This window comes from Ascidiimonas meishanensis, from assembly GCF_037782385.1.
In the GTDB taxonomy this organism is placed as follows: Bacteria; Bacteroidota; Bacteroidia; order Flavobacteriales; family Flavobacteriaceae; genus Ascidiimonas; species Ascidiimonas meishanensis.
On record NZ_JBBEXD010000001.1, the window covers coordinates 1 to 24,569 of the forward strand.

The window sequence follows — 24,569 nt, forward strand, 5'->3', positions numbered from 1 at the left end:
CAGCGCAGATGGTACTGGGTAACCGGGAGAGTATGTCGCCGCCTTGCTCAAAAACCCTTCTCTATAAAGAGAAGGGTTTTTTTATGCCGCTATATCTTCATTGTTACACATATTTCTACGAAAACTTAATAATTGTTTTCGTTTAAAAAACTGTTAAACACTGATTTCAAAGACTTAAGCCCTCCCATAATTACTTAAATAAGACTCATTTTTACTTTATATTTTCTAATTATAAGTACACTTATTACACGGCTTAAAGTGCTTCAAACATTTTATTGTATTTTGCTTTCGTAATTATATACTTAAATGCATAGTCGTTTCCTTGATGTTTATTCACCACAAAAATGATTGGCTATGTAAATCAAACCTAACTAGTATTAAGGTAAGTTATTTTAAATATTTTTGTTGATATGAATTCACGACTTTATGTAGTACTTTATTCAGTTACTCTACTTTTAAGTGCTTCTCTACTCTTTGTAGTACAACCTATGTTTTCTAAAATGATTTTACCCCTGCTTGGTGGAACACCACAAGTGTGGAATACAGCAATGCTTTTTTTTCAGTTATTACTGCTAGGAGGGTATGCTTATGCTCATGGAACAACAAAGTATTTAAGTATTCGAGTTCAGGCGATACTACATGTTATTTTATTGGTAATGTTTTTCTTTGTCTTACCAATTGCAATTCCAGAAGGATGGATTCCTCCTCTTAGTAAGGATCCTACTCTATGGCAGCTTTCTTTAATGACGGTAACTATTGGAGGGCCATTTTTTGTACTATCAGGTAGCGCACCCATGTTTCAAAGATGGTTTTCCGGAACAAATCATAAGGATGCAAATAATCCATATTTTTTGTACGGAGCAAGTAATTTAGGATCTATGACAGCTTTGCTTTTCTACCCTGTTATTATAGAACCAGCAATGAATTTAGGAGAACAATCTCACACTTGGATGTATGGTTATATGGCATTAATAGTGTTCACCATATTTTGTGCTTTAGTAGTTTGGAAAACTAACAAGAAAAAAATAGAAGATAAAATAGTAATTGAAAAAGAAGTGATAACATGGGGAAGAAGAGGAAAATGGCTTTTACTTTCATTCATTCCATCATCTCTTATGTTAGGTGTTACTACTTATATTACAACAGATGTAGCTTCGGTTCCATTACTTTGGATAATTCCACTAGCCTTATATGTATCTACATTCATTATTGTATTTGCTCGTAAACCAATTATATCTGAAGAAAAAAGTTCAGAAACTTTTTCTTTTTTACTGATTTTCATGTTTGTATATATGATTTTATATCAGTCTAAAGGGATTATATTTGTTCCCATACATATGATCCTATTTTTCTTTGCTGCTTTGGTATGTCATTCTGCATTATCTTCTTCAAAGCCAAGTGCCCAGAAATTAACCGAATTCTATTTGATCATGTCTATTGGTGGTGCCTTAGGAGGTGTTTTCAATGCGTTAGTAACTCCAAATCTTTTTATAATTCCAATAGAGTATGCGTTGGTGTTAGGATTGGCAGCTTGTATGCGTTTTGCCAATGAAAAACAAGAGAAAACGAAATTGTATTATTTTGCTATTGGCATAATTACAATAGTGGCGATTACTTTTGGGATCAACAATGAATCAATGATTGTTAAGGGGTTGATGACCTTGGTTTCTCTAACCGGTTTAGCTTTAATAATTAACAAACGGTGGGTATTTGGAATCACTGTGGCTATAACTTTGCTAATTGCTCCTCCTGGTGATATTTGGGATTATGTTACAAGTGATACCATTCTTCAAGATCGTAACTTTTTTGGTGTTATGAGGGTTATAGATACAGAAGATAATCAAAGAATTTTTGTTCATGGCACAACAGTACATGGTACCCAGTCATTAGAAAAAGGTTATGAATATACTCCTATGGCCTATTACTACGACACAAGCCCTATAGCTGACATGTTTAAATTTGCCGCTACTAACTATGGAGAACAAAAAATAGCTGTTTTAGGGCTTGGAGTTGGTGTAACCGCGTGTTTTGATAGGGATGGACGTACTTTTGACTTTTTTGAAATTGACCCTGGGATTATCCGAATTGCCGAAAATCCAAAATACTTTACATTTTTATCTGATTGTGGAAGTACTTATAAAATAATTGAAGGAGACGCGAGACTCACTTTGGCTTACAAACCTGATAATAGTTATGAATTTATTCTAGCCGATGCTTATAGTTCCGATAATATACCAGTTCACCTGATAACCCGGGAAGCTGTGGAATTATATCTTAGTAAACTAAAACCTAATGGTCTTCTTGGATTCAATATATCTAATAGTTATTTGGATATAGAACCCGTTCTTGCAGAAATTGCAGATTCTTTTCAAATTAAGGGCTATGCAAAATTTTCAAAAGGGAAAACAATTGAAGGATTAGAAATTAAGAGTAATGATACGGCCGCTTTTGTTTTTGCTAGAAATGAACAGCAGGAAAAATTTCTTTCAGAGAATGGATGGACACCAGCTAAGAAAAGGAAAGGGGTTGGACTATGGACTGATAGTTTTTCTAATATTGTAGGTGTGATAGGAATAAGAACTCTTAAAAAACGGATTGAAGAGCTGGAAAGAAAAGAAAAGAAAATGGATGAGTAATCTTTAGAGCAAAAATTATCTTTTACATAATTAAGAACTTTATCAAAACCTTTTATTAGTATGAATTCAAGATTTTATGTAGCACTTTATTCTATTACCTTGCTTTTAAGTGCTTCGTTGCTTTTCGTAGTACAACCTATGTTTTCCAAAATGATACTACCTTTACTTGGAGGAACGCCACAGGTTTGGAACACTGCAATGCTTTTTTTTCAATTATTATTGTTAGGAGGATATGCATATGCGCATGGGATTACCAAATATTTAAATATTCGAGTTCAAGCAATCCTTCATATTATCTTATTAGTACTTTTTTTCTTTATTTTACCAATAGCAATACCAGAAGGATGGGTACCTCCTTTAGGTAAAGATCCTACCTTATGGCAACTCACTCTAATGACGGTTACTATTGGAGGACCATTTTTTGTGTTATCTGGTAGTGCACCTATGTTTCAAAAATGGTTTTCTAGAACAAATCATAAGGATGCAAATAATCCATATTTTTTGTATGGAGCAAGCAATTTAGGATCTATGACCGCTTTGCTTCTTTACCCTGTGATTATTGAACCTGCGATGAATTTAGGAAAACAGTCTGAAACTTGGATGTATGGGTATATGGCACTTGTAGTCTTTACCGTATTTTGTGCTTTGGTAGTTTGGAAAACGAATACACAAAAAATAGAAGATAAAAAGACAACAGAAAAAGAAGTAATTACATGGAGAAGAAAGGGAAAATGGCTTTTACTTTCCTTTATTCCTTCGTCTCTAATGCTAGGTGTAACTACTCATATTACTACAGATGTGGCTTCGGTTCCATTACTTTGGATAATTCCATTGTCATTATATGTATTAACATTTATTATTGCATTTGCACGTAAACCTATAATAACCGAAAAAGCAGCATCCTCGAATTTTGGTTTTTTACTGATATATCTTTTCATTTATACAATGATGTATGATTCGCAAGGAATTGTTTTTGTTCTTTTTCACATGATCTTGTTTTTCTTTGCGGCTTTGGTATGTCATTCTGCATTATCACAAGCAAAACCAAGTGCTCAAAACTTAACAGAATTTTATTTAGTAATGTCTATAGGAGGTGCTTTAGGAGGTGTTTTTAATGGTTTGATTACTCCAAAGCTTTTTATAATTCCAATAGAATATGCACTTATATTAGGTTTAGCTGCTTGTATGCGTTATGCAAATGAAAAGAAAAAAAGTATACCAAAGTATCATTTTGTTTTGGGGCTTCTTACTATTTTATCGGTTATTTGGGCTATTCAAATAGAATCAATTGTAGTTAAAAGTATTTTAATGGGAGTTGCTTTAACGGGTCTTTTTTTAACGATAAACGGGCGCTGGGTTTTCGGAATTACAGCGGCAATAATTTTGATCATTTCTTCTCCAGGAAATCTTATAGCTTATTTGAATACAGATATCGTTCATAATGATCGTAACTTTTTTGGAATCATTAAAATCATCGATTTAGAGAATTATAGATACTTTTTTCATGGTACAACCATTCATGGTGTACAATCCTTAGAAAAGGACAGAGAACATGTGCCATTGGCTTATTATTACGATACTAGCGCTATCGCAGATATGTTTGATTTTGCAAGCGCCAATTTTGGAGATCAACATGTTGCAGTATTAGGACTAGGCGTTGGAGTAACAGCCTGTTTTGACAAAGAAGGACGTACTTTTGATTTTTATGAAATAGATCCAGGGGTTATTCGGGTGGCCGAAGACTCTACCTATTTTACTTTTTTATCTGGTTGTGGCAGTCCTTATAAAATTATAGAAGGAGATGCAAGACTTACCTTGGCGAATAAAAATAATAATAGTTATGATTTAATTCTTGGAGATGTCTACAGTTCAGACAATATCCCAGTCCATCTAATTACACGTGAAGCGGTTGAACTCTACTTAGAAAAGCTTAAACCAGATGGAATGTTAGGTTTTAATATTTCTAACAGTTTTCTGGATATTGAACCAGTATTTGCAGAAATAGCCGATTCATTTGGTATTAAAGGATATTCAAAATTCACAAGAGGCGATAAAACTAAAGGTCTGGGAGATGCATATGGTTTTGTTTTTGCGAGAAATGAAAATCAAAAGAAATTCTTACTAGCCAATGGATGGACTCCAGCTGAAAAAAGAAAAGGTGTAGGTCTTTGGACGGACGATTTTTCTAATATACTTAGTGTGGTAAGCCCACTTTCAATGAAAAAAAGAACTAAAGAATTGGAAACCAAAGAAAATTAATGGTAAGAATTATCTCTTTGATTTTTTCTTATGCCAACGTAATTCCTCAGACCTTATCCAGAGGATTAGCTACTGATTTTTGGCAAATAATGCATTCATCATAGTTCTTAAACTATAAAATCCCATTGCGATTGCTCCAAGAGAAATAAGTAATCCTACAATCAAAACAGGCCAATAAAAAGGATGGTCTTGATTTTTAAAGGCTTGATAGATAACTATTGGCCCCGTAAACATCATGAAAACAGTAATACTAAAATATTTGACGCTTTTAAAAAGAAGTGATCTATCCGTACTCATGCCATATTTTAAATAGTTTCCAAAAATAAGAATTTAAAACTATATTTATAGCTGTATGCATAGCTTTTGAGTTTGTTACACAGATCTATAATTAACCAATCAAAAATAAATTTACATGAACTGGATAGATTATGTAGTTATTGTGGTATATCTCATTGGTGTATTGGGAATTGGATATTTCTTTAAAGAAAATAAAGACAGTAATGATTACTTCCTTGGAGGTAGGAGTATGGGTTGGGTTCCGTTGAGCCTTTCTACAATGGCTACACAATTATCAGCTATTAGTTTTATTTCTGCTCCCGCATTCGTTGGCTTAAAAGAGGGGGGAGGTCTTCAGTGGCTTACGTATGAGTTTGGAGTTCCTTTAGCAATGGCATTTTTACTGGTAGCAATAATTCCTTCTCTTTATAAGGCAGGGATTGTGAGTATTTATGAATATCTAGAAAGACGTTTTGATGCTTCATCAAGATTACTAATTAGTTTCGTTTTCCAGATAAGCCGTTCAGTGGCTACTGGTGTTATGGTATATACAATGGCTCTTATTTTACAAGCAACTGTAGGCATTGAATTTTGGATTTCAGTATTGCTAATAGGTGTTATTACTTTAATCTACTCTTTTCAAGGAGGAATGAAAGCTGTCATTTGGGGAGATGTGATTCAAATGATCATTTTGTTTTTTGGTATTGTAATCTGTTTGGGATACGGTCTTTCTGAGTTAGGAGGTTGGGAAAATTTTGTTGCCAATGTAGATACAAACCGTTTGCAAGCGGTAGATTTTAGTAAGTGGGGATTTAATAATGGCGATAAAAATGATGAATTTGGATTTTGGCCTATGGTTATAGGAGGTTTTTTCTTATACGCATCTTATTACGGTACAGACCAGACTCAATCGCAACGTTTACTATCTGCCAAAAGTCTTTCAACGGTTAAAAAGTTATTAATTGCCAATGGAATTTTTCGTTTTCCAGTCACACTCACTTATTGTATTATGGGGTTGGTTCTGGGAACCTTACTTATGAATGATGTTGGTTTTCAGGAGCGTATTTCTAGCATCTATGAAAGTAATATTTCTAGTTTACAGGGTAAGAAGGCTGATTTAATGGTGCCAGTTTTCATAATCAATTATTTGCCTAACGGTATTATAGGGATACTTTTAGTTGCAATTATGTCCGCTGCCATGTCATCTTTGAGTTCTACCGTTAATTCTTTATCTGCAGTTTCTATAGAAGATTTTGTAAAAAGATTCAAGGGTGATTTAACGAATCTGCAATATGTTAAGTATTCCAGACTCCTCTCTGTATTCTGGGGGTTGGTTTGTTTGTTTTTTGCTTTTTTTGCAGGTAGTATAGAAGGTACTGTAATAGAGGTGATAAATAAAATAAGCTCCGTATTTTACGGCCCTATTTTGGCCGCATTCATTCTGGCTATCCTTACAAAAAAGACCAATGCATTAGGTGCAAATCTAGGAATCGTGGTAGGAGTAGGTATAAACATCTTTCTGTGGTTGTATGTGCCAGAAATATTTTGGTTTTGGTGGAATGCTATAGGCTGTTTCGTAACTCTAGTTGTTGGGTATTCTATAAGTTTACTCATCCCTATGAAATCAAAAGACAGCTTGTCTTTTATAAAATATCCTGCAAAAAAAGAAATATTATTATTGTTAATTTACTTTGTGCTAATCGTAATTGCGGCACTCACAATTGATAAACTTTTTATTTAGCAAAATGGACAAATCTATTCTTGAAAATCTTTTAAGTAAAATCTATACAAACGATATTGATTTCTTGATGGAAAAAATTCAAATACTTCTTAGTAAGTATGAAAACATTATTCAGGTAAAAGAACAAAAATTAACCCATAAAGACTGTATTCTTATTACTTATGCAGATGCTATTTATGAAGAGGATCATAAACCGCTTAATACGTTAAAGACTTTTTATGATACATATCTCAAAGATAAAATAAGCGCAATTCATTTGCTACCATGTTTTCCCTATACTTCAGACGATGGTTTTAGCGTGGTAGATTACTATCAGATTAATCCAGATTATGGAGATTGGAAGTCTATTGCTAGCTTAAATGAATCTGCAGACTTGATGTTTGATGCAGTTATTAATCACATGTCTAAATCATCTGTCTGGTTTCATAAATTCATGGAAGAGGAGTCTCCTTTTGATACTTATTTTATCACGTCAGATCCTGCGGAAGATCATAGTAAAGTAGTTAGGCCTCGTGCATTACCTTTATTACATAAATATAATAAGAATGGTAAAGAGTTTTTTTTGTGGACAACGTTTAGTGAAGACCAAGTAGATCTAAATTTTAGAAGCCCTTATGTTTTTCTTCAGGTATTAGATATATTGTTGTTTTATATTTCAAAAGGATCTCGCTTTATAAGATTAGACGCTATTGCATTTCTCTGGAAAGAAAAGGGAACTAGCTGCATACATTTACCAGAAACACATCAAATTATTCAAGCATATAGAAAAATTATTGAGTCGTTAGCACCAGAGGTTATATTGATTACAGAGACCAATGTTCCTCACCTTGAAAATATCTCTTATTTTGGTGATGGTTCTAACGAGGCACATATGGTGTATAATTTCACCTTACCTCCATTATTAGCATACTCAGTACATCAACAAGATATATCTACCTTTGTTAATTGGGCGAAAACATTGGATTTAGCTAACGATACAAACTGTTTTTTCAACTTTACTGCGAGTCATGATGGTATTGGAATTAGACCACTACAAGGTATTATTTCTGATAATGAAATAGCACTTTTGGCAGAAAAAACAATTGAACACGGAGGATATGTTTCGTATAAAGATAATGGAGACGGTAGCAGTTCACCCTATGAATTGAATTGTAATTATTTTGAATTGCTTTCTCATCCAAATGAACCTATAAATATTAGAATAGACAAGTTTATTCTCACCCAGGCTATTATGTTGAGTATGCCTGGTGTACCAGGAATTTACTATCATTCAATCCTAGGGTCTCTTAATTTCAGAAAAGGAGTGGAAGAATCTGGAATTAATAGGAGAATTAACAGAGAGAAATTGGCTTTTCCGGATTTGGTGTCAGAGATTACAAATGCTCAATCTTTAAGACATCAAGTTTACGAGCGTTATATTAAATTGCTTGAATTACGAGCCAAAGAACCCTCGTTTAATCCTTATGGAAAAGCTAGATTTTCTGAGATAGGAAAAGCATTAGTAATAGAGCGCTCCTATGATCAGGACTGTTTAATTTGTATTTTTAATCTTTCAGAACACCATTTGAATGTAAAACTTCCTGTTCAGAAAGGATATGAACTAGTCCATAATAAAAGGTATCAGAATACATCCATAGATCTAAATCCATGGGGTTTCAAATGGATTAAAATAGACTCATGAAATTTGTATTAGCCCCAGATAAATTTAAAAATTCTCTTACTGGCATACAATTTTGTGAGGCTGTAAGCAGAGGGATACGCAAAGTAATTCCCAATGCTGAAATTGTGTTTTGTCCTTTGGCAGATGGGGGAGACGGTACTCTGGAGGTACTTAATTATTATTTGCAAGCTGATAAAATAACAATTCAGGTTTCCGATCCTTTTTTTGAGCCTTTAAAAGCGAGTTATCTTTTTAACGCGTCTCAAAACTTGCGTATATAGAAATGGCAGAGGCATCTGGTTTAAAAGTGTTAAAATCTAGAAAGCCTAATTGTATGCAAACTAGTTCTTTAGGCGCTGGAGAGCTTATTAAAGATGCTATATACAGAGGCGCAAAAGAAATTATTCTTGGGATTGGAGGAAGTGCGACTAATGATGCAGGAATGGGCATAGCTTCAGCCTTAGGCTATAGATTTACTGGTTATAATGATGAAGTTCTTCAACCTATAGGTGAAAATTTAGTGCATGTAGCAAATATTGAATCTAAAAATGTCCTCAGTGAGTTAGCCAATGTTCGGTTTCTCGTTGCTTGTGATGTTCAGAATTTGTTTTATGGAAATGATGGCGCATCATATGTGTATGCACCTCAAAAAGGAGCGACGCCCCATCAAGTTAAATTACTGGATATTGGACTCCGACAATTTTCAAGCGTACTCTTTAAAAAATTTGGTAAAGACGTTCAGACAATTAAGGGAGCTGGGGCAGCTGGAGGAGTAGGAGGTGGAAGCATTTGTTTTTTAAATGCAGAACTTATCTCAGGGATTGAAATGATTTTAAAGTTTGCACAGTTTTCAGATAAAATTAAAGGGGCAGATTTCATTATTACTGGAGAGGGCCTTATAGACATTCAAACATCATCTGGAAAAACAATTAAGGGGATTGTTTCACGTGCAAAAAAAGAAAATATTCCAGTAATAGCTATGTGCGGCAGTTCTATGCTAACAGAAGAACAACAACAAACTCTTGGAGTTGATTGTGTTTTTTGTATTCAAAAAGGAGTCACTGATTTACAATTTGCAATACAAAATACATCAGCTAATTTAGAATACACCGCATTTAATTTTGCCAGTTTGATACAATCCATCAATAAAAATACCCGAAATTAAATCGGGTATTTTTATTTTATAATGATTACTTTTTTTAATTCAATGATTGAAGCATTTTATTAAAAATACTACTTGGGCACATAGCTTGCTCAACAAGTCTACTGTCTGGAAGATAATATCCTTGAATATCAACCGCCTGGCCTTGTACTGCTATTAATTCTGCAACAATATAATCCTCATTTTCTTTTAATGAGACCGCTAATGGAGAAAAGAGTGCTTTAAGCTCTGCATCTTTATCCTGATTTGCCAATGCCTCTGCCCAATAAAGCGCCATGTAAAAATGACTTCCACGTGTATCAAGCTCTCCTGTTTTTCTTGAAGGTGATTTTCCGGTATCAAGCAATTTGCCAGTTGCCATATCTAAAGTTTCAGAAAGCACTAATGCTTTAGGATTATTATAGTGTTCACCTAAATGTTCAAGGGAAACTGCCAGAGCCATAAATTCTCCTAGTGAGTCCCAACGTAAGTGACCTTCCTCAAGAAACTGCTGAACATGTTTTGGCGCTGAACCGCCCGCACCAGTTTCAAAAAGGCCGCCGCCATTCATTAAGGGAACAATAGATAACATTTTGGCGCTAGTTCCTACTTCCAAGATTGGGAAAAGATCGGTAAGGTAATCACGAAGTACATTTCCAGTAACCGAGATAGTGTCTTCTCCTCTGCGAATACGATCTAAAGTAAACTCAGTAGCTTTAACCACATCCATAATATGAATTTCAAGATTACTTGTATCATAATTAGGAAGGTATTGATGTACTTTCTTAATCAGTTCTGCGTCGTGTGCTCTGGTTTCATCTAACCAAAAAACGGCCGGAGTATTTGTAGCTTTTGCACGCGTTATAGCTAGCTTTATCCAGTCTTGAACTGGTGCATCTTTTGTTTGGCACATTCTCCAAATATCACCCTCAGATACCTTATGTTCTATTAATACGTTTCCTTCAGCATTGATAACTTGAACGATACCACTTTCTGATATTTCAAAAGTTTTGTCATGAGAACCGTATTCTTCTGCTTTTTGTGCCATAAGGCCTACATTAGGAACAGTGCCCATAGTGGTTGGATCAAAAGCTCCATGTTTTTTGCAGAAGTTTATAGTTGCTTCATAGACACCAGCATAACTACTATCTGGAATTATTGCCTTCGTATCTTCTAATTTTCCATCAGCATTCCACATTTGTCCTGAGTTACGAATCATGGCGGGAACGGAGGCATCAATAATAACATCACTTGGTACGTGAAGATTGGTTATACCTTTATCAGAATTCACCATTGCAATAGAAGGTCCATTTTTCAGGCATTTATTGATTTCACTTTCTATTTCAGAACGTTGCGCGGCTGGTAACTCTTTAACTTTGTTATAAATATTACCAAGGCCGTTATTAGCATCTGCTCCAATTTCTTCAAGAAGGGTTCCATACTTATCAAAAACACTCTTAAAGTATGTTTTTACAGCATGTCCAAAAATAATTGGATCTGATACTTTCATCATAGTTGCTTTCATATGCAATGAAAACAAAATATCCTGATTTTTGGCATCGGCAATTTGTGTTTCTAAAAATTCAAGGAGCTTTAGGCGGCTCATAACAGCAGCATCTATAATTTCTCCTTCTTTAAGAGCAAGATTTTCTTTAAGTACTATTTTTTTTTCGGATTCTGTAGTTAATACAATATCAACAGTAGTTTCTTTTCCCATAACTACTGATTTTTCTGTATGACGAAAATCTCCTGAATCCATGCTAGCGACATGTGATTTTGAAGCAGCGTCCCAAGCTCCCATAGAATGAGGATTCTTACGGGCATACTCTTTTACTGCTTTTGGAGCTCTCCTGTCAGAGTTTCCCTCACGCAATACTGGATTCACAGCACTACCTTTTACTTTATCATAGGTAGCCTTGATCTGTTTTTCTTCTTCTGTTTTGGGTTCGTCGGGATAATTGGGAATCGCATATCCTTTTACTTGTAATTCTTTTATAGCATCCTTTAATTGAGGTATGGATGCACTAATATTCGGTAGCTTTATGATATTTGCTTCTGGTTTTTTGGCAAGTTCACCTAGCTCTGTGAGACTATTAGCTACTTTTTGATCGTCTGTAAGCCTTTCTGAAAAGCTTGCTAAAATTCTTGCCGCCAATGAAATGTCTTTTGTCTCAATGTTAATTTTAGAAGACTTTGTAAATGCTTTTACTACAGACAACCATGAATAAGTTGCGAGTGCAGGTGCCTCATCAGTTTTGGTATAAACAATTTTAGTTTTGTTTGCCATTATTTAGTAACGTTTATATTAGGTTTTTCAATTGAATATGGGCGAAAGAACAATGTATACTATTACAAATAAAATCTTTACAAATAATTAAGAAACGACCACTTTCTTTTTCTAAGCAATCAGAATTTAATTAAAGCCGTGCAAATATACAATATATGCGTTTTTTATTACAGTGAAGACAGGGTATTTTTAACGAAAAGTATATAAAAATAAAAGCCATGTCATAATAATTGCTTATTAATGACATGGCTTTCAGAAAATATCGCTACCAAACCATTTAACATTGCTGTTACCTACGTTGATTTTGATGAATCAAAATAACTTGATATGGTAAAAATATTTCCATGAAACATTACCTTTTTTAGATCAATATTGCTATTAAACTAAATAGAGTAGTGTCTCTATTGCTATTTGCTTCCTAATCGAATTCAATTTTCATGAATTTTTTTGGCATGAATTTATAAAATTACCACAAGGATAGTCTTATAAAACAACTTTTACACTTTTAGCTTCCCTACCTGGATAAGTATACTATCAATGTAACATAACAAATAAACAATATATTTAAGAACGTTCTTAAAAGGTCTTAAAGAATTATAAAATTACTTTCATCCTTCCCTAATTCCTTCTTCAAATATAGAATTGTTTAGCTGAAAAAAAAAGGAAATAGCCAATTAGAAATCAACATTCTACAAACAATAGTTATTAACAATTGTTCATAAAAAAGCATCGCCTAGGCGATGCTTTATATTTTCTAGAAGTAAGTACTATCCTCTAACCTCTTTAATTCTAGCCTTCTTACCAGTAAGACCTCTAAAATAAAAGATACGTGATCTTCTTACTTTACCCTTTTTGTTCACTTCAATTTTTTGAAGCGCCGGCATATTAATTGGAAAAATACGTTCTACACCAACGGTACCAGACATTTTACGAATAGTAAATGTTTCTGATGCTCCTGTTCCTCTTCGTTGAATAACCACACCTCGGAAAAACTGTGTTCTTGTTTTTTCACCTTCCTTAATTTCATAATAAACGGTGATAGTATCACCGGCAGAGAAATTTGGAAATTCTTTTCTTTCAATAAATTCGTCTTGTATAAACTTTACTAAAGCCTCCATTTCTTGGATTTTATTTTTTTATTCATTATCAACATTCACGCCTTTCGTCAGAGGTTGATCTGAAATCGATTGCAAAAATAGTAATTATTTGTGTATTAGCAATTTTTACGAGTTATTTTTATGATAGGGTATTAATTTTTATTCCAACAAATCAGGCCTCAGTTCTGAAGTACGTTTATATGCTTGTTCTTCTCGCCATTTTTCTATTTTTGGAAAGTTTCCGCTCAGCAAAATATCTGGAACTTTCCATGTTTTGTATTCTGCGGGACGTGTATAAACTGGAGGCGCTAATAAATCATCTTGGAAAGAATCTGTAAGCGCAGAGGTTTCATCATTTAACACTCCAGGAAGGAGTCTGATGATTGCGTCACATACAACCGCAGCACCAAGTTCTCCTCCAGAAAGAACATAGTCACCAATTGAAATTTCACGAGTAATCAAATGATCCCGTACTCTTTGATCAACACCTTTATAATGTCCGCAAAGAATCATAATATTTTCTTTTAGTGAGATTTCATTTGCCGCTTTTTGATTAAATCTTTCTCCATCAGGAGTCATATATATAATTTCATCATAATTGCGTTGTTCTTTTAGAGCAGATATACACTTATCAATGGGTTCTATAGTCATGACCATTCCGGCACCTCCTCCAAATTGATAGTCATCAATACTTTTGTAGGCATCTGTAGCATAATCTCTTAAATTATGAAAATGTACAGAAACCAAGCCCTTGTCTGCTGCTCTTTTAAGAATGGAAGCTTCAAACGGGCTTTTAATTAATTCTGGTAAAACAGTAATAATATCAATACGCATAGGAAGGCCTGTTTTTAGTTGCTACAAAGATGCAAAGAATAAGACAAACCTTAAAAACATTTAGGGTACCTTAAATACTTTAAAAATTAGAATTGTTATTTCCAGATGTTGACAGCTGAATACTATTTCTTAAAATGGAATAGAGAAGATTAAATTTGATTGTAGCTCATGAAGAATAGACTTAAAGGTAACAAATAAAGCTGCTCAGCATCTTCAAGATGTTATTTAGTTACCTTAATTATTTGAAGTAGATTTATTTCTTCATGAGTTTTTGCTTATTGAGTTCATCCTGTAATTGACGACTTAATTTTTGCTCTCTTTCTAGTGCTTTTCTACGATGTTGTTCATATTCTTGCTCCAAATCTTTCAAGCTAAGTTTTGCTTCACGAGTAATACTATTGCTGTTTTTAAATTTGTAAATAAACAAACTAAGAAATATGGCAAGAGCTGCCACAATAGACCACATAATTGTTTTGTAAGTGGCTTTGTTTACGAGTGTTCCAAAAAAAGAGATGCTTTCTTTTTCTTTATTTACCTGCGTGAGACTGGTATTTGTAGATGCTAAATCTGAATCCAGTTTACTTATTTGTTCTTGTTGTGACTTAATTTGATTTTCAAGCTCAATAAAAGTATTCTTTGTTTTGGCAAGTGAATCAATAACATTTCTTTTTAATTTATCAAGCCAAACTCGTTTTACTACTTTATATTCCTGATACCTTCCAGATTTTTTTATAACATATTCAAATTGATTTTCAAGAGAACCTTTATCCAGAGATAACTCACTTTGGTTATCTTCTTGTGCATTCATAGAAATACAGGCAAAAAAGCCGAAAGAAAATAGAAGAAATAATTTCTTTTTCATTTTATTAAAAAAATAGGTTAGTAATGGTCTATATGTTTAAATACGTGATAGCCTACTACTTTGGATTATACAAAATAAAATATATTTCGCAATATATTAAGATAATCACGCTAATGAAAGAAATTGTATTAATAATAGGTAAAGCGGCGAACTTTTGAAATATATTTTGCGAGCCTGATTACTTGATGACTATATCCGTATTCATTATCATACCATATATATAAGATTATATTTTTACCATCTGGTGAAACAATGGTCGCATTGCTATCATAAATGGCAGGAGCAGATGATCCTACTATATCTGATGAAACCAATTCATTACTTAAGGAGTATTTTATTTGTTCTACTAAATCGCCTTCTAAAGCATACTTTTTTATAATGGTGTTTAGCGCTTCTTTGGTGGTCTTTTTTTCTAAGTCTAAATTTAAGATGACTAGCGATCCATTAGGAACTGGAACTCTAATAGCATTAGAAGTAAGTTTACCGGCTAATGAAGGCAATGCTTTTGCAACTGCACTTCCGGCACCTGTTTCTGTTATAACCATATTGAGTCCTGCAGCACGTCCTCTTCTATATTTTTTATGCATATTGTCTACCAAATTTTGATCATTAGTATATGCATGAATAGTTTCTAAGTGACCTTTTACGACTCCTAATGAATCTTCAATCACTTTTAGAATGGGTGTAATAGCATTGGTAGTGCATGAAGCAGCTGAAAAAATGGAAACCTTGTCTGGCGAATGATCTTTATGATTAACTCCATGAACAATATTAGGTATCCCTTTCCCCGGAGCGGTTAATAATACTTTAGAAGCTCCCTTTGGTTTTAAATGTCTCATTAAAGCTTGCTCATCTCTAAATGCTCCTGTATTGTCAATTATTAAGGCATCTTTAATTCCATAGGCTTCATAATCAATATCTTCAGGTTGATTTGCACTAATCATATGTACAGTTGTACCGTTAATGATTAATACTTTGTTTAAAGTATCTGCTATTACAGTCCCATGAAAATCTCCATGAATTGAATCATTTCGTAATAACGAAGCTCTTTTTTCGAGTGTAATTTCATCTATAATACCTCTGGTAACAATAGCTCTTAAACGTAATTGACTTCCTTTACCAGTTTTTTGCATCAACTCTCTAGCGAGTAATCTACCAATTCTTCCAAAACCATAAAGAACTACATCTTTTGGCTGAATTTCTTCAGCATCTCTTGCATCTTTTAATTTATCAATAACAAATGCTCTGCTATCATTGTATTTATTATCTTCTAAATGGTATTCGTAAGTTAGTTTACCTATGTCTATTTTAGAGGGCGGTAAATCTAAAGATTTTATTCCCTGAGCTATTTCAACCGAATCAAATATTGATATGGGTTTCTGAACAAACTCGCCTGCATATTCGTGCAAATTTATAATTTGGCTAACGCTTCTATCAATTAATTGATTCCTAAACAAAATAAGTTCAACTGCGTTGTCATACCAAAGATCACTTACAATTTTTATAAATTCAACTGAAGCTCTTCTTCTATCTGCTTGAAAAGCTAACTCTTTTTCGTAACTATCCTGTGCACTCATTGTGATTTTTTTTACCCATATATTTTGGGCAAAAATAATATATTTCAAACGTTTTCGTAAATAAAAGAGAAATAAAAAAAATCGCCCAAAAATTGCTTTTTAGACGACCTCTTTATGTTCGAAAACAGTATATGCTATAAGTGTTTTTTTAGTAAAGCGACTGCATTATTGGAATATAAGACGTTCTTTTTCTCCTTTTCTATTAAGCACAAGTATGTTTGGACGTTTCCTGTATTGCTGTAAATAATCATCTACAGACTTTGCATCATTTATTGAATAAATGTCTTCACCATTTACTTCCAACAGAATCTGGCCAGACAGGTTGTAATTTTTTAAAAGCTCGCTAGCCGCCATAATTTTTACTCCGCGCTCTGTATTGAATTGTTTTTTCTCTTCTTTAGATAAGTTTTTTACTTTTAAACCTAAATTTTTAATTTGATAGGTTTCATTCTTAAGTAATTTGACCTTTATAATTTTGGTTTTACCAGACCTTTTTACATTTAAGCTCACCTCTTCGTTAGGTCTTTTGGATTTCAAATATCCTGAAAGATTCGAAAATTTAGAGATTTTAACTTTGTCAATCATTTTGATGATATCGCCACTTCTTACACCAGAATTTGCTGCCCCTGAACCTTCTTCAACACCTGTGATATAAAATCCTTCTGTATCGTCAATACCAAGTTCTTGAGACAATCGTGTATTTAACTGTTGCCCTTGAACGCCAAGAACACCTTCTTGAACCATTCCAAATTCTAAAATATCATCTACAACTTTTTTTGCAATATTACTAGGTACCGCAAAAGAGTATCCCACATAAGAACCTGTTTGAGAGGAAATAGCTGTATTAATTCCAATCAAGTCTCCATTAGTATTAACTAGTGCGCCCCCGCTATTACCTGGGTTTACAGCAGCATCAGTTTGTAAAAAAGATTGATTCTTATTATCTCCTTCATTAAGATCTCTCGCTTTCGCACTTATAATTCCTGCGGTAACCGTAGAAGTAAGATTAAATGGATTTCCTACGGCTAGAACCCATTCTCCAATTTTTGTATTATCTGAATCTCCAAAAGCTAGATAAGGAAGATCATTTTGAGCTTCTATTTTTAGTAAGGCAATATCCGTATTAGGATCTGCCCCTACCAATTCAGCTTCATAAGTTCTATTATTGTTTAGGGTAATTTGGAGCTGACTGGAATTAATAATCACGTGATTATTAGTAACAATATAACCGTCTGGTGAGATAATCACGCCAGATCCTGTACCAACTTGTGCACGTTCTGTTCCAGCTCCTGACCCATAAAAGAAATCTAAAAGAGAACTAGGAGCTCTGGTGATTGAAAGGTTTTTAACATGCACCACCGCATTCACTGTTTTCTCTGCTGCATCTACAAAATTAGTATCTGTAACAGCAACAGCTGATATAGGATTATAATTGGTGGTTACCACTTCAGGTTTTGTAGTGGTATTTTCAATTACCATAACTTTTTTCTCTAAAAATAGCTTGTAAGAGCCAATTGCAATAACTCCTCCAAGAAAAGAAACGAATAAAAGACCTAAAAACTTTTTCATCTTTAATACTTATTTATATCTTAAATTAACAATTAAAATTATACTATTATTATGTTATGAAAATAACTTTAACGGCAGTTTAACAACCATATTTATGGACGCAATCACTATCTTTAGCCTTAAATTTTTATTCATGTTATTGCCATTTTATAAATATCAAGGTACTGGTAATGATTTTGTAATCATTGATAATCGTACTTTATTCTTCCCCAAAGATGATACCAAACTAATTAATCACTTATGTGACCGCAAATTTGGCATTGGTGGAGATGGTTTGATCCTTTTAGAAAATGACAAAATTTCAGATTTTAGAATGGTATATTATAATTCTGACGGGCAACAAAGTACAATGTGTGGGAATGGAGGTAGATGCATTGTTGCGTTTGCTAATCATTTAGGAATCATTCAAGAGCATACTTCATTTGTTGCAATAGATGGTTTACACCATGCAGAATATGGTTCTGGAGTAGTAAAATTACAAATGGGAGATGTACAGGAAGTAGCTCATTTTGAAGAATATTCTTTTTTAAACACAGGGTCTCCCCATCATGTTCAACTAATAGATAATCTTGAAAAAAAAGATATTAAGAAATTAGGGGCCGCTATACGATATGGAAAATATGGTACGTCTGGGAGTAATATTAATTTTGTAGAACAACTTTCTAAAAATGAATTTGTTGTGAGAACTTATGAAAGAGGAGTAGAGGATGAGACACTTTCATGCGGGACAGGTGTTACTGCGGTAGCCTTGGCTATGTTTGATAAACATCTTGCAACTTCAAATACAATTGTATTAAAAACACCTGGAGGAGCATTGGAAGTTAATTTTAAAAAAACGGCAGCAGGCTTTTCTAATATTTTTCTTAAGGGACCCGCGCAAATGGTATTTAAAGGAGAGATAGAATGTTAAGACTTTCAGGGGATACTATTTATCTAAGAGCCTTGGAGCCCGAGGATTTAGACTTTCTATATAAATTGGAAAATGATACGGATATCTGGGAAGTAAGTGAAACGCAAACTCCTTATTCTAAATTTGTACTAAAGCAGTACTTGGAAAATGCACAACTAGATATTTATGAAGCAAAACAACTCCGGTTAGTAATTTGTAATAAAGACAAGTTAGTGATGGGTTTTGTTGACTTGTATGAATTTGATCCTAAAAACAGAAAAGCTGGTTTAGGTGTAGTCATTTTAAATAACCAAAGACGTAAAGGGATTGCAGAAGAGGCATTAGAAATACTGATTAACTATTGTTTTGAAATTTTACATCTACATCAGGTATATGCAGGAGTGGTAGCAGGTAACGAAGCGAGTTTAGCTTTGTTTAAAAAGTTACATTTTATACAAACCGGAATTAGAAAAGACTGGATATTTACTTCAGAAGGATATAAGGATGAAGTTATATTTCAAAAATTGAATTTCAAAAATGTATTTTAAGAGATTATTACTACTTATTTCTATTATAGGTTTGATTATTGCCGGTTTTGTTTCTTATAACATACACAACATTATTTTTAGCCCTAATACCAATTTTAATCAAAGCCATGTGATGGTTCGTATTCACTCAGATACTAGCCTAGAAGAAATTTATTTGTCTATTTCACCTTTTCTAAAAGATGTTAATTCATTTAAAACAATGGCTCAAAAGAGAGCGCTTGGCAAATATGTTAAATCTGGTGTTTTTAAGATAAAAAAGGGAATGAGTAATAACGATATTATAGATGTTTTAACCGATATAAGATCATCAAAAGAACAAAAATAGATTACAAAAGATTATTTCCGTATGCATAGGTAAAATTGTCATTTTAACAATAGATATACTAACTGTTTGACGAATATTGATTTTTCATGGTAAAAAAAGATCAATTAAATCTAAAATGTAATTATTTCTTGCCATATCCTAAGTTGTTAATAATCAGTTGAAAACAACACTTAATCGAACTTTAAGAATACTTTAACGAGCTAAATTTTACAGGTCAATAAAAGTTGTATCTTTGCAACGCAAAAATTTCAAGCGTTTAATTTCGGTTTTAGTAAGTCTTGAAGAATACAAATTTTATGAGAAAAGGCGTATTAAAATTTTTAATTTTAGTAGCAGCTATGGTCATGACAAGTTTAGGTTTCACTTCAAAAAAAACCAATGTAATTATACCCCAAAATTATCTTATTACAGAACCTATTACCTACACGGTTCACAAAATAGTAGAGGAAGAAACATTTGTTCACCCTCCTTTTCTAGGAAAATCCTTTATTGGTTTTAAAGAAGCACTCGCATTTAAAGAATCCAGGGGAGATTATTCTTCCATTAACTTTTTAGGTTATATGGGTAAATACCAATTTGGAGCATCTACACTTCAATTATTAGGTGTTTATAATAGCCATGTTTTTCTTTCTAACCCAGCATTACAAGAAAAAGCATTTATAGCGAATACCGCAAGAAATAAATGGATTCTTAGAAGGGATATAAAAAGGTTTGTTGGTAAATACATCAATGGTTTTAAAGTGACAGAATCCGGAATTCTAGCAGCAGCTCATTTAGGAGGTGCAGGAAATGTCAAGAAATTTTTAAGATCGTATGGTAAAACAGGATTTGAAGATGCTAATGGTATGTCTATACAATATTACATGAAGAAATTTTCTGGATATGATACATCTCATATTTTGCCTCAAAGAAGAGCAAAAATTTAAATTAAAAAAACCGACAAACGTCGGTTTTTTTACTGTTTATAGATAATAAATATACAAGGTCTTTTGTGAAGTTCGGGTTTTGATTTTTTCCAAACCGCCACTGTTTTTGTTTTAACGTACTCAGAAGTAAGGGTAAGATCGCAGGCTATGCAAAGTTGGGTAGTATCGGTTAAAACCGATAAGAAATCTGCAAGTAGTTTATCGTTTCTATAAGGAGTTTCTATAAAAATTTGGGACTGGTCTGCTTCCTTAGATAATTTTTCATACTTTTTGATTTCTTTTTTTCTCTCTTTTTGATCAATAGAGAGATACCCATTGAATGCAAATTGTTGCCCATTCATTCCGCTTGCCATAAGTGCCAACAAAATTGAGGAAGGCCCTACAAGAGGAACTACTGTAATATTTTTTTGATGTGCAAGCTCGACAATTAATGCGCCAGGGTCTGCCACTCCCGGACAACCTGCATCTGATATGATTCCCATATTTTTTCCATTAAGACAAGGTTCCAGATAGTGTTGAAGTTCTAAAGCGTCTGTATATTTATTTAATAAAAAGAAACGCAGGGAGGGTTGTGATTTTCCAGAACTTATTTTTTTGATAAACTTACGTGCAGCTTTCTCGCTCTCTACAATATAATCATCTACCTGTTCAATAGTTCTTTTAATAGATAGCGGTAAAACTTCTAAAGGCTCAATCTCACCTAACATATTGGGAATTAGATATAGCTTTCCGTAATTGGAATAATTATCAGACATGAATTAGTTACTTTGTTAGGCTTAAAACTACAAAATTGATTGTAAAAGAAGAGTATTTCTATTGAAAAGCGAGTATAAATTATTCTTTGACCAGTTGTTCTAATATTTTATCACAAGCTTCATCTAGCATCTTGAATACGTTTTCAAAACCTACATCACCTCCGTAATAGGGATCTGGAACATCTACATTTTCACCTGGGAATACCAAATTCAATATCATTTTGACTTTTTCCTTTTGATCTTTTGTTTTTGCCATTTGAAGAACATCTATATAATTACTGCGATCCATTACATAGATTTCATCAAATCTTTCAAAGTCAGAGGTAGTAAACTTTCGAGACCGCTGATAGGAAATGTCAATACCTTTTTTCTTAGCAATAGCAATTGATCTTATATCGGGAGATTTACCAGCATGGAATGAAATGGTTCCTGCTGATTCTACTTCAACATTTAAATGGTTTGTTTTTGATTTAAGAATACCTTCCGCCAAAGGAGATCGACAAATATTACCTAGGCAAACCATTAAAATGCGCCGTGACATAACTATTGTGCTAATTTCTTGGTAAGATCGTCAATATACTTTCTAAACTGCTTGTCTGTTTCCGCTAGATTATCTACCGTTTTACAAGCATGAAGAACTGTTGCATGATCTCTTCGTCCTATTTGAGAACCAATACTCGCGAGTGAAGCCTTAGTGTATTTTTTTGCAAAAAACATAGCTAATTGTCTAGCTTGTACAATGTGACGTTTACGTGTTTTGGATTGCAGAGTAGATACATCCATCTGAAAATAGTCTGAGACTACTTTTTGGATATAATCAATAGATACCTCACGTTTGGTGTTTTTAACAAATTTCTCAACAATTTGAGTAGCTAATTCAAGAGTAACCTCTTTTTTATTAAAAGAAGATTGTGCAATAAGCGAAATTATAGCTCCTTCTAACTCACGAACATTCGTTTTAATGTTTTTGGCTACATAATCAATAATTTCTTCAGGCATTTCTACACCATCTCGATAAAGCTTATTTTTAAGGATAGACACTCTAGTTTCAAAATCAGGACTTTGCAATTCAGCAGAAAGTCCCCATTTAAACCTTGAAAGTAATCTTTGTTCAATATCCTGCATATCTACAGGTGCTTTATCAGATGTTAAGATGACTTGTTTTCCGTTTTGATGTAAATGATTAAAGATATGAAAGAATACGTCTTGAGTTCCCGTTTTACCTGAAAAGAATTGGACATCATCTATAATTAATACATCAATCAATTGATAAAAATGTATAAAATCATTTCGTGTATTCTTTTTAACTGATTCAATATACTGTTGTGTGAATTTTTCAGCAGAAATATAAAGTACCGTTTTATCTGGATACTTATCTTTAATCTCAACACCAATAGCATGTGCTAGATGCGTTTTTCCTAAACCAACTCCACCAAAAATCAATAATGGATTAAAAGAAGTTCCTCCAGGTTTGTTAGCCACCGCTAAACCAGCAGATCTTGCCAACCTATTAGAATCTCCTTCAAGAAAATTCTCAAAATTATAATTGGGATTTAATTGAGATTCAATTTTAATATTACGGATTCCCGGAATAACAAAAGGATTTTTTAATTCTGGATTTTTATGCTTTATAGGAACATCTAATTCTTGAGGCCTTACATTTGCTCTATTACTGCTTGGAATTTTCTCTGTAAATGGTTTTTGATTCCCATAGGTGTTTTCCATTTTTATTACATAAACCAGTTTTGCAGTTTCACCAAGTTCTCTTGTCAGAGCAACCTTGAGAAGCTTTACATAATGTTCTTCAAGCCACTCGTAAAAGAATTTACTTGGAACTTGAATACTAAGGGCATTATCTGTAAGCTTTACGGATTTGATTGGTTCAAACCAGGTTTTATAAGCCTGTGGTTGTATATTGTCTTTTATAAAAGACAAACAATTATCCCATACCGATTCAGCAGTTATGCTCATCCCTATTATTAAGTTTAATTGTTGGTTATTTAATCCGAATGAATAGATTTCTTACTTTAGCTCTTAAAGCAGAACAAATATGTGAACAAATAATTGAAAAAAAAAATGAAAAGCTGGTTGAATTTTCACTTTTTTTTTCGCATGCTTGGTAACGATAATTTTACTTTTTGATAACCTGTAAAAAACCTTAAACTGTGAATGTAAAAACCTACGTAGTTAACGTGAGAATACGTTATTCTGAGACTGATAAAATGGGTGTAGTTTATCATGGAAATTATGCTCAATATCTAGAAATTGCAAGGGTTGAGTGGCTAAGAAGCCTTGGTATATCTTATAAGTGGATGGAAGAAAGTGGCGTGATGCTTCCGGTAACAGAATTAAAGTTGAAATTTTTAAAACCTTCTTACTATGATGACGTTTTATCGATAAAAATAACCCTTTTAAAGAGACCTTTTGTTAGAATAGAATTTGACTATGAAATTCATAATCAGAATAAAGAATTAATATGTACTGCAAATACGGTTTTGGCATTTATTAATACCGCTTCTGGAAAACCTATAAGATGCCCTTCATATCTTCTTGAAAAATTTGAAAATTTAGAATTCTGATGTACCTTTTATAAATTCTAATCCAAAGATGCTGTTTAGTATGGTTTCAATTTTTTTAGCATCTCGCTCACGAACTTTAATTTCAAGAAGGCATTTTAAAGCGGACTTTTGATTTGTGATTTCCAATTGATGTTCTTTTATGATTCGCATTACTTTATTCATCAAGACATATTCAAAATTCAAAGTATAAAGTACATCGATTGTTTTTTCTATTATGGGGGCATTTTTCAGGGTAAGATTTGCTGCTTGCTTATAGGCTTTAACTAGTCCGCCAACTCCTAGTTTTATACCACCAAAGTATCTAACCACTATTACCAAGGTATTGGTAACTCCAAAAGATTGAATTTGTCCGTAAATTGGCATACCTGCACTATTTCTGGGTTCTCCATCATCGTTAACTCTATACATTGTATTTCTTATTCCCAGCTGCCATGCATAGCACCAATGTCTTGCGCTATAGTGTTTTTCTTTCACATCTTTTATTCTAGCATTAATTCCCTCTTCTGAATCTATTGGAAATGCATATGCATAGAATTTACTTCCTTTCTCCTTGTAAAGTGCTTCGGGTGAAGCGACGGCTAATGTTTTAAAAGTGTCTTTTGTCACAG

At 33.3% G+C, this 24,569-nt stretch carries 22 protein-coding genes; 11 read left to right on the forward strand and 11 right to left on the reverse strand.

Annotation, left to right across the window (positions count from 1 at the left end; all coding sequences use genetic code 11):
* Positions 1-410 precede the first annotated feature (410 nt).
* Complete coding sequence (locus WBG07_RS00005; RefSeq protein ID WP_340198411.1) at positions 411-2,636, forward strand: spermidine synthase; 2,226 nt, start codon at positions 411-413, stop codon at positions 2,634-2,636.
* A gap of 60 nt (positions 2,637-2,696) precedes the next feature.
* The gene (locus tag WBG07_RS00010) at positions 2,697-4,895 is read left to right on the forward strand and encodes a spermidine synthase (protein ID WP_340198412.1); all 2,199 of its coding nucleotides are present in this window, start codon (positions 2,697-2,699) and stop codon (positions 4,893-4,895) included.
* Between the two features lie 69 nt (positions 4,896-4,964).
* On the opposite strand, the gene WBG07_RS00015 is transcribed toward WBG07_RS00010, so the two are convergent.
* Positions 4,965-5,192 carry a DUF6095 family protein gene (locus tag WBG07_RS00015; protein WP_340198413.1) on the reverse strand — a complete coding sequence of 76 codons (228 nt, stop codon included), beginning with the start codon at positions 5,190-5,192 and terminating at the stop codon, positions 4,965-4,967.
* A 115-nt stretch (positions 5,193-5,307) separates the two neighbouring features.
* On the opposite strand from WBG07_RS00015, the gene WBG07_RS00020 reads away from it, so the two are divergent.
* Genes WBG07_RS00020 through WBG07_RS00035 form a run of 4 tightly spaced genes read left to right on the forward strand, consistent with a single transcriptional unit; the run spans position 5,308 to position 9,737 of the window.
* Positions 5,308-6,912 carry a sodium:solute symporter family protein gene (locus tag WBG07_RS00020; RefSeq protein ID WP_340198414.1) on the forward strand — a complete coding sequence of 535 codons (1,605 nt, stop codon included), beginning with the start codon at positions 5,308-5,310 and terminating at the stop codon, positions 6,910-6,912.
* Between the two features lie 4 nt (positions 6,913-6,916).
* On the forward strand, positions 6,917-8,593 hold the full coding sequence (locus WBG07_RS00025) for an alpha-amylase family glycosyl hydrolase (RefSeq protein WP_340198415.1): 1,677 nt from the start codon (positions 6,917-6,919) through the stop codon (positions 8,591-8,593).
* Positions 8,590-8,853 (forward strand): glycerate kinase, encoded by a 264-nt coding sequence (locus tag WBG07_RS00030; RefSeq protein ID WP_340198416.1) that lies wholly within the window; start codon positions 8,590-8,592, stop codon positions 8,851-8,853. The genes WBG07_RS00025 and WBG07_RS00030 overlap by 4 nt, the downstream gene beginning before the upstream one ends.
* Before the next feature lie 2 nt (positions 8,854-8,855).
* Complete coding sequence (locus WBG07_RS00035; RefSeq protein WP_340198417.1) at positions 8,856-9,737, forward strand: glycerate kinase; 882 nt, start codon at positions 8,856-8,858, stop codon at positions 9,735-9,737.
* 34 nt (positions 9,738-9,771) lie between these two features.
* Here WBG07_RS00035 and WBG07_RS00040 read toward each other — a convergent pair whose 3' ends face one another.
* From WBG07_RS00040 to WBG07_RS00065, 6 genes are all read right to left on the reverse strand, one after another.
* The gene (locus tag WBG07_RS00040; protein WP_340198418.1) at positions 9,772-12,000 is read right to left on the reverse strand and encodes an NADP-dependent isocitrate dehydrogenase; all 2,229 of its coding nucleotides are present in this window, start codon (positions 11,998-12,000) and stop codon (positions 9,772-9,774) included.
* A gap of 767 nt (positions 12,001-12,767) precedes the next feature.
* Positions 12,768-13,118, reverse strand: a complete 351-nt coding sequence (gene rplS, locus WBG07_RS00045; protein ID WP_340198419.1) for a 50S ribosomal protein L19 — start codon at positions 13,116-13,118, stop codon at positions 12,768-12,770.
* A 138-nt stretch (positions 13,119-13,256) separates the two neighbouring features.
* Positions 13,257-13,931, reverse strand: coding sequence for a tRNA (guanosine(37)-N1)-methyltransferase TrmD (gene trmD / locus WBG07_RS00050; protein WP_340198420.1), 675 nt, complete (start codon positions 13,929-13,931; stop codon positions 13,257-13,259).
* 253 nt (positions 13,932-14,184) lie between these two features.
* Entirely contained in the window at positions 14,185-14,793 is a 609-nt protein-coding gene (locus tag WBG07_RS00055; protein WP_340198421.1) for a tRNA (guanine-N1)-methyltransferase, read from the reverse strand.
* Between the two features lie 128 nt (positions 14,794-14,921).
* Positions 14,922-16,370: a glyceraldehyde-3-phosphate dehydrogenase gene (locus WBG07_RS00060; protein WP_340198422.1), complete on the reverse strand. Its 1,449-nt coding sequence runs from the start codon at positions 16,368-16,370 to the stop codon at positions 14,922-14,924.
* 165 nt (positions 16,371-16,535) lie between these two features.
* Positions 16,536-17,939: a trypsin-like peptidase domain-containing protein gene (locus WBG07_RS00065; RefSeq protein ID WP_340198423.1), complete on the reverse strand. Its 1,404-nt coding sequence runs from the start codon at positions 17,937-17,939 to the stop codon at positions 16,536-16,538.
* Between the two features lie 133 nt (positions 17,940-18,072).
* Here WBG07_RS00065 and dapF point away from each other — a divergent pair, with 133 nt between their 5' ends.
* The 4 genes from dapF to WBG07_RS00085 all read left to right on the forward strand — a co-directional run bounded on the left by dapF (position 18,073) and on the right by WBG07_RS00085 (position 20,627).
* Positions 18,073-18,849 carry a diaminopimelate epimerase gene (gene dapF / locus WBG07_RS00070; protein ID WP_340199310.1) on the forward strand — a complete coding sequence of 259 codons (777 nt, stop codon included), beginning with the start codon at positions 18,073-18,075 and terminating at the stop codon, positions 18,847-18,849.
* Complete coding sequence (locus WBG07_RS00075; protein ID WP_340198424.1) at positions 18,843-19,376, forward strand: GNAT family N-acetyltransferase; 534 nt, start codon at positions 18,843-18,845, stop codon at positions 19,374-19,376. The genes dapF and WBG07_RS00075 overlap by 7 nt, the downstream gene beginning before the upstream one ends.
* Entirely contained in the window at positions 19,366-19,701 is a 336-nt protein-coding gene (locus WBG07_RS00080; RefSeq protein ID WP_340198425.1) for a hypothetical protein, read from the forward strand. The genes WBG07_RS00075 and WBG07_RS00080 overlap by 11 nt, the downstream gene beginning before the upstream one ends.
* Before the next feature lie 296 nt (positions 19,702-19,997).
* Positions 19,998-20,627 (forward strand): peptidoglycan-binding protein LysM, encoded by a 630-nt coding sequence (locus WBG07_RS00085; RefSeq protein WP_340198426.1) that lies wholly within the window; start codon positions 19,998-20,000, stop codon positions 20,625-20,627.
* A gap of 29 nt (positions 20,628-20,656) precedes the next feature.
* Here the strand turns inward: WBG07_RS00085 and WBG07_RS00090 are convergent, their stop codons facing one another.
* The 3 genes from WBG07_RS00090 to dnaA all read right to left on the reverse strand — a co-directional run bounded on the left by WBG07_RS00090 (position 20,657) and on the right by dnaA (position 23,353).
* Positions 20,657-21,382 (reverse strand): SAM-dependent methyltransferase, encoded by a 726-nt coding sequence (locus tag WBG07_RS00090; RefSeq protein ID WP_340198427.1) that lies wholly within the window; start codon positions 21,380-21,382, stop codon positions 20,657-20,659.
* A gap of 79 nt (positions 21,383-21,461) precedes the next feature.
* Positions 21,462-21,923 (reverse strand): low molecular weight protein-tyrosine-phosphatase, encoded by a 462-nt coding sequence (locus WBG07_RS00095; protein ID WP_340198428.1) that lies wholly within the window; start codon positions 21,921-21,923, stop codon positions 21,462-21,464.
* A 2-nt stretch (positions 21,924-21,925) separates the two neighbouring features.
* Positions 21,926-23,353, reverse strand: a complete 1,428-nt coding sequence (gene dnaA, locus WBG07_RS00100; protein ID WP_340198429.1) for a chromosomal replication initiator protein DnaA — start codon at positions 23,351-23,353, stop codon at positions 21,926-21,928.
* A 194-nt stretch (positions 23,354-23,547) separates the two neighbouring features.
* Between dnaA and WBG07_RS00105 the strand changes: the two genes are divergently transcribed.
* Positions 23,548-23,961, forward strand: a complete 414-nt coding sequence (locus WBG07_RS00105) for an acyl-CoA thioesterase (protein WP_340198430.1) — start codon at positions 23,548-23,550, stop codon at positions 23,959-23,961.
* Here the strand turns inward: WBG07_RS00105 and WBG07_RS00110 are convergent.
* Positions 23,950-24,567, reverse strand: coding sequence for an IMPACT family protein (locus tag WBG07_RS00110; RefSeq protein ID WP_340198431.1), 618 nt, complete (start codon positions 24,565-24,567; stop codon positions 23,950-23,952). The two genes, WBG07_RS00105 and WBG07_RS00110, sit on opposite strands and share 12 nt — an antisense overlap.
* Between the last annotated feature and the right edge of the window lie 2 nt (positions 24,568-24,569).

Bases quoted from the DNA above. Each gene is read 5' to 3' on its own strand.
- WBG07_RS00005 (WP_340198411.1), top strand. From the start codon at position 411: ATGAATTCACGACTTTATGTAGTACTTTATTCAGTTACTCTACTTTTA.
- WBG07_RS00010 (WP_340198412.1), top strand. From the start codon at position 2,697: ATGAATTCAAGATTTTATGTAGCACTTTATTCTATTACCTTGCTTTTA.
- WBG07_RS00015 (WP_340198413.1), bottom strand. From the start codon at position 5,192: ATGAGTACGGATAGATCACTTCTTTTTAAAAGCGTCAAATATTTTAGT.
- WBG07_RS00020 (WP_340198414.1), top strand. From the start codon at position 5,308: ATGAACTGGATAGATTATGTAGTTATTGTGGTATATCTCATTGGTGTA.
- WBG07_RS00025 (WP_340198415.1), top strand. From the start codon at position 6,917: ATGGACAAATCTATTCTTGAAAATCTTTTAAGTAAAATCTATACAAAC.
- WBG07_RS00030 (WP_340198416.1), top strand. From the start codon at position 8,590: ATGAAATTTGTATTAGCCCCAGATAAATTTAAAAATTCTCTTACTGGC.
- WBG07_RS00035 (WP_340198417.1), top strand. From the start codon at position 8,856: ATGGCAGAGGCATCTGGTTTAAAAGTGTTAAAATCTAGAAAGCCTAAT.
- WBG07_RS00040 (WP_340198418.1), bottom strand. From the start codon at position 12,000: ATGGCAAACAAAACTAAAATTGTTTATACCAAAACTGATGAGGCACCT.
- rplS (WP_340198419.1), bottom strand. From the start codon at position 13,118: ATGGAGGCTTTAGTAAAGTTTATACAAGACGAATTTATTGAAAGAAAA.
- trmD (WP_340198420.1), bottom strand. From the start codon at position 13,931: ATGCGTATTGATATTATTACTGTTTTACCAGAATTAATTAAAAGCCCG.
- WBG07_RS00055 (WP_340198421.1), bottom strand. From the start codon at position 14,793: ATGAAAAAGAAATTATTTCTTCTATTTTCTTTCGGCTTTTTTGCCTGT.
- WBG07_RS00060 (WP_340198422.1), bottom strand. From the start codon at position 16,370: ATGAGTGCACAGGATAGTTACGAAAAAGAGTTAGCTTTTCAAGCAGAT.
- WBG07_RS00065 (WP_340198423.1), bottom strand. From the start codon at position 17,939: ATGAAAAAGTTTTTAGGTCTTTTATTCGTTTCTTTTCTTGGAGGAGTT.
- dapF (WP_340199310.1), top strand. From the start codon at position 18,073: ATGTTATTGCCATTTTATAAATATCAAGGTACTGGTAATGATTTTGTA.
- WBG07_RS00075 (WP_340198424.1), top strand. From the start codon at position 18,843: ATGTTAAGACTTTCAGGGGATACTATTTATCTAAGAGCCTTGGAGCCC.
- WBG07_RS00080 (WP_340198425.1), top strand. From the start codon at position 19,366: ATGTATTTTAAGAGATTATTACTACTTATTTCTATTATAGGTTTGATT.
- WBG07_RS00085 (WP_340198426.1), top strand. From the start codon at position 19,998: ATGAGAAAAGGCGTATTAAAATTTTTAATTTTAGTAGCAGCTATGGTC.
- WBG07_RS00090 (WP_340198427.1), bottom strand. From the start codon at position 21,382: ATGTCTGATAATTATTCCAATTACGGAAAGCTATATCTAATTCCCAAT.
- WBG07_RS00095 (WP_340198428.1), bottom strand. From the start codon at position 21,923: ATGTCACGGCGCATTTTAATGGTTTGCCTAGGTAATATTTGTCGATCT.
- dnaA (WP_340198429.1), bottom strand. From the start codon at position 23,353: ATGAGCATAACTGCTGAATCGGTATGGGATAATTGTTTGTCTTTTATA.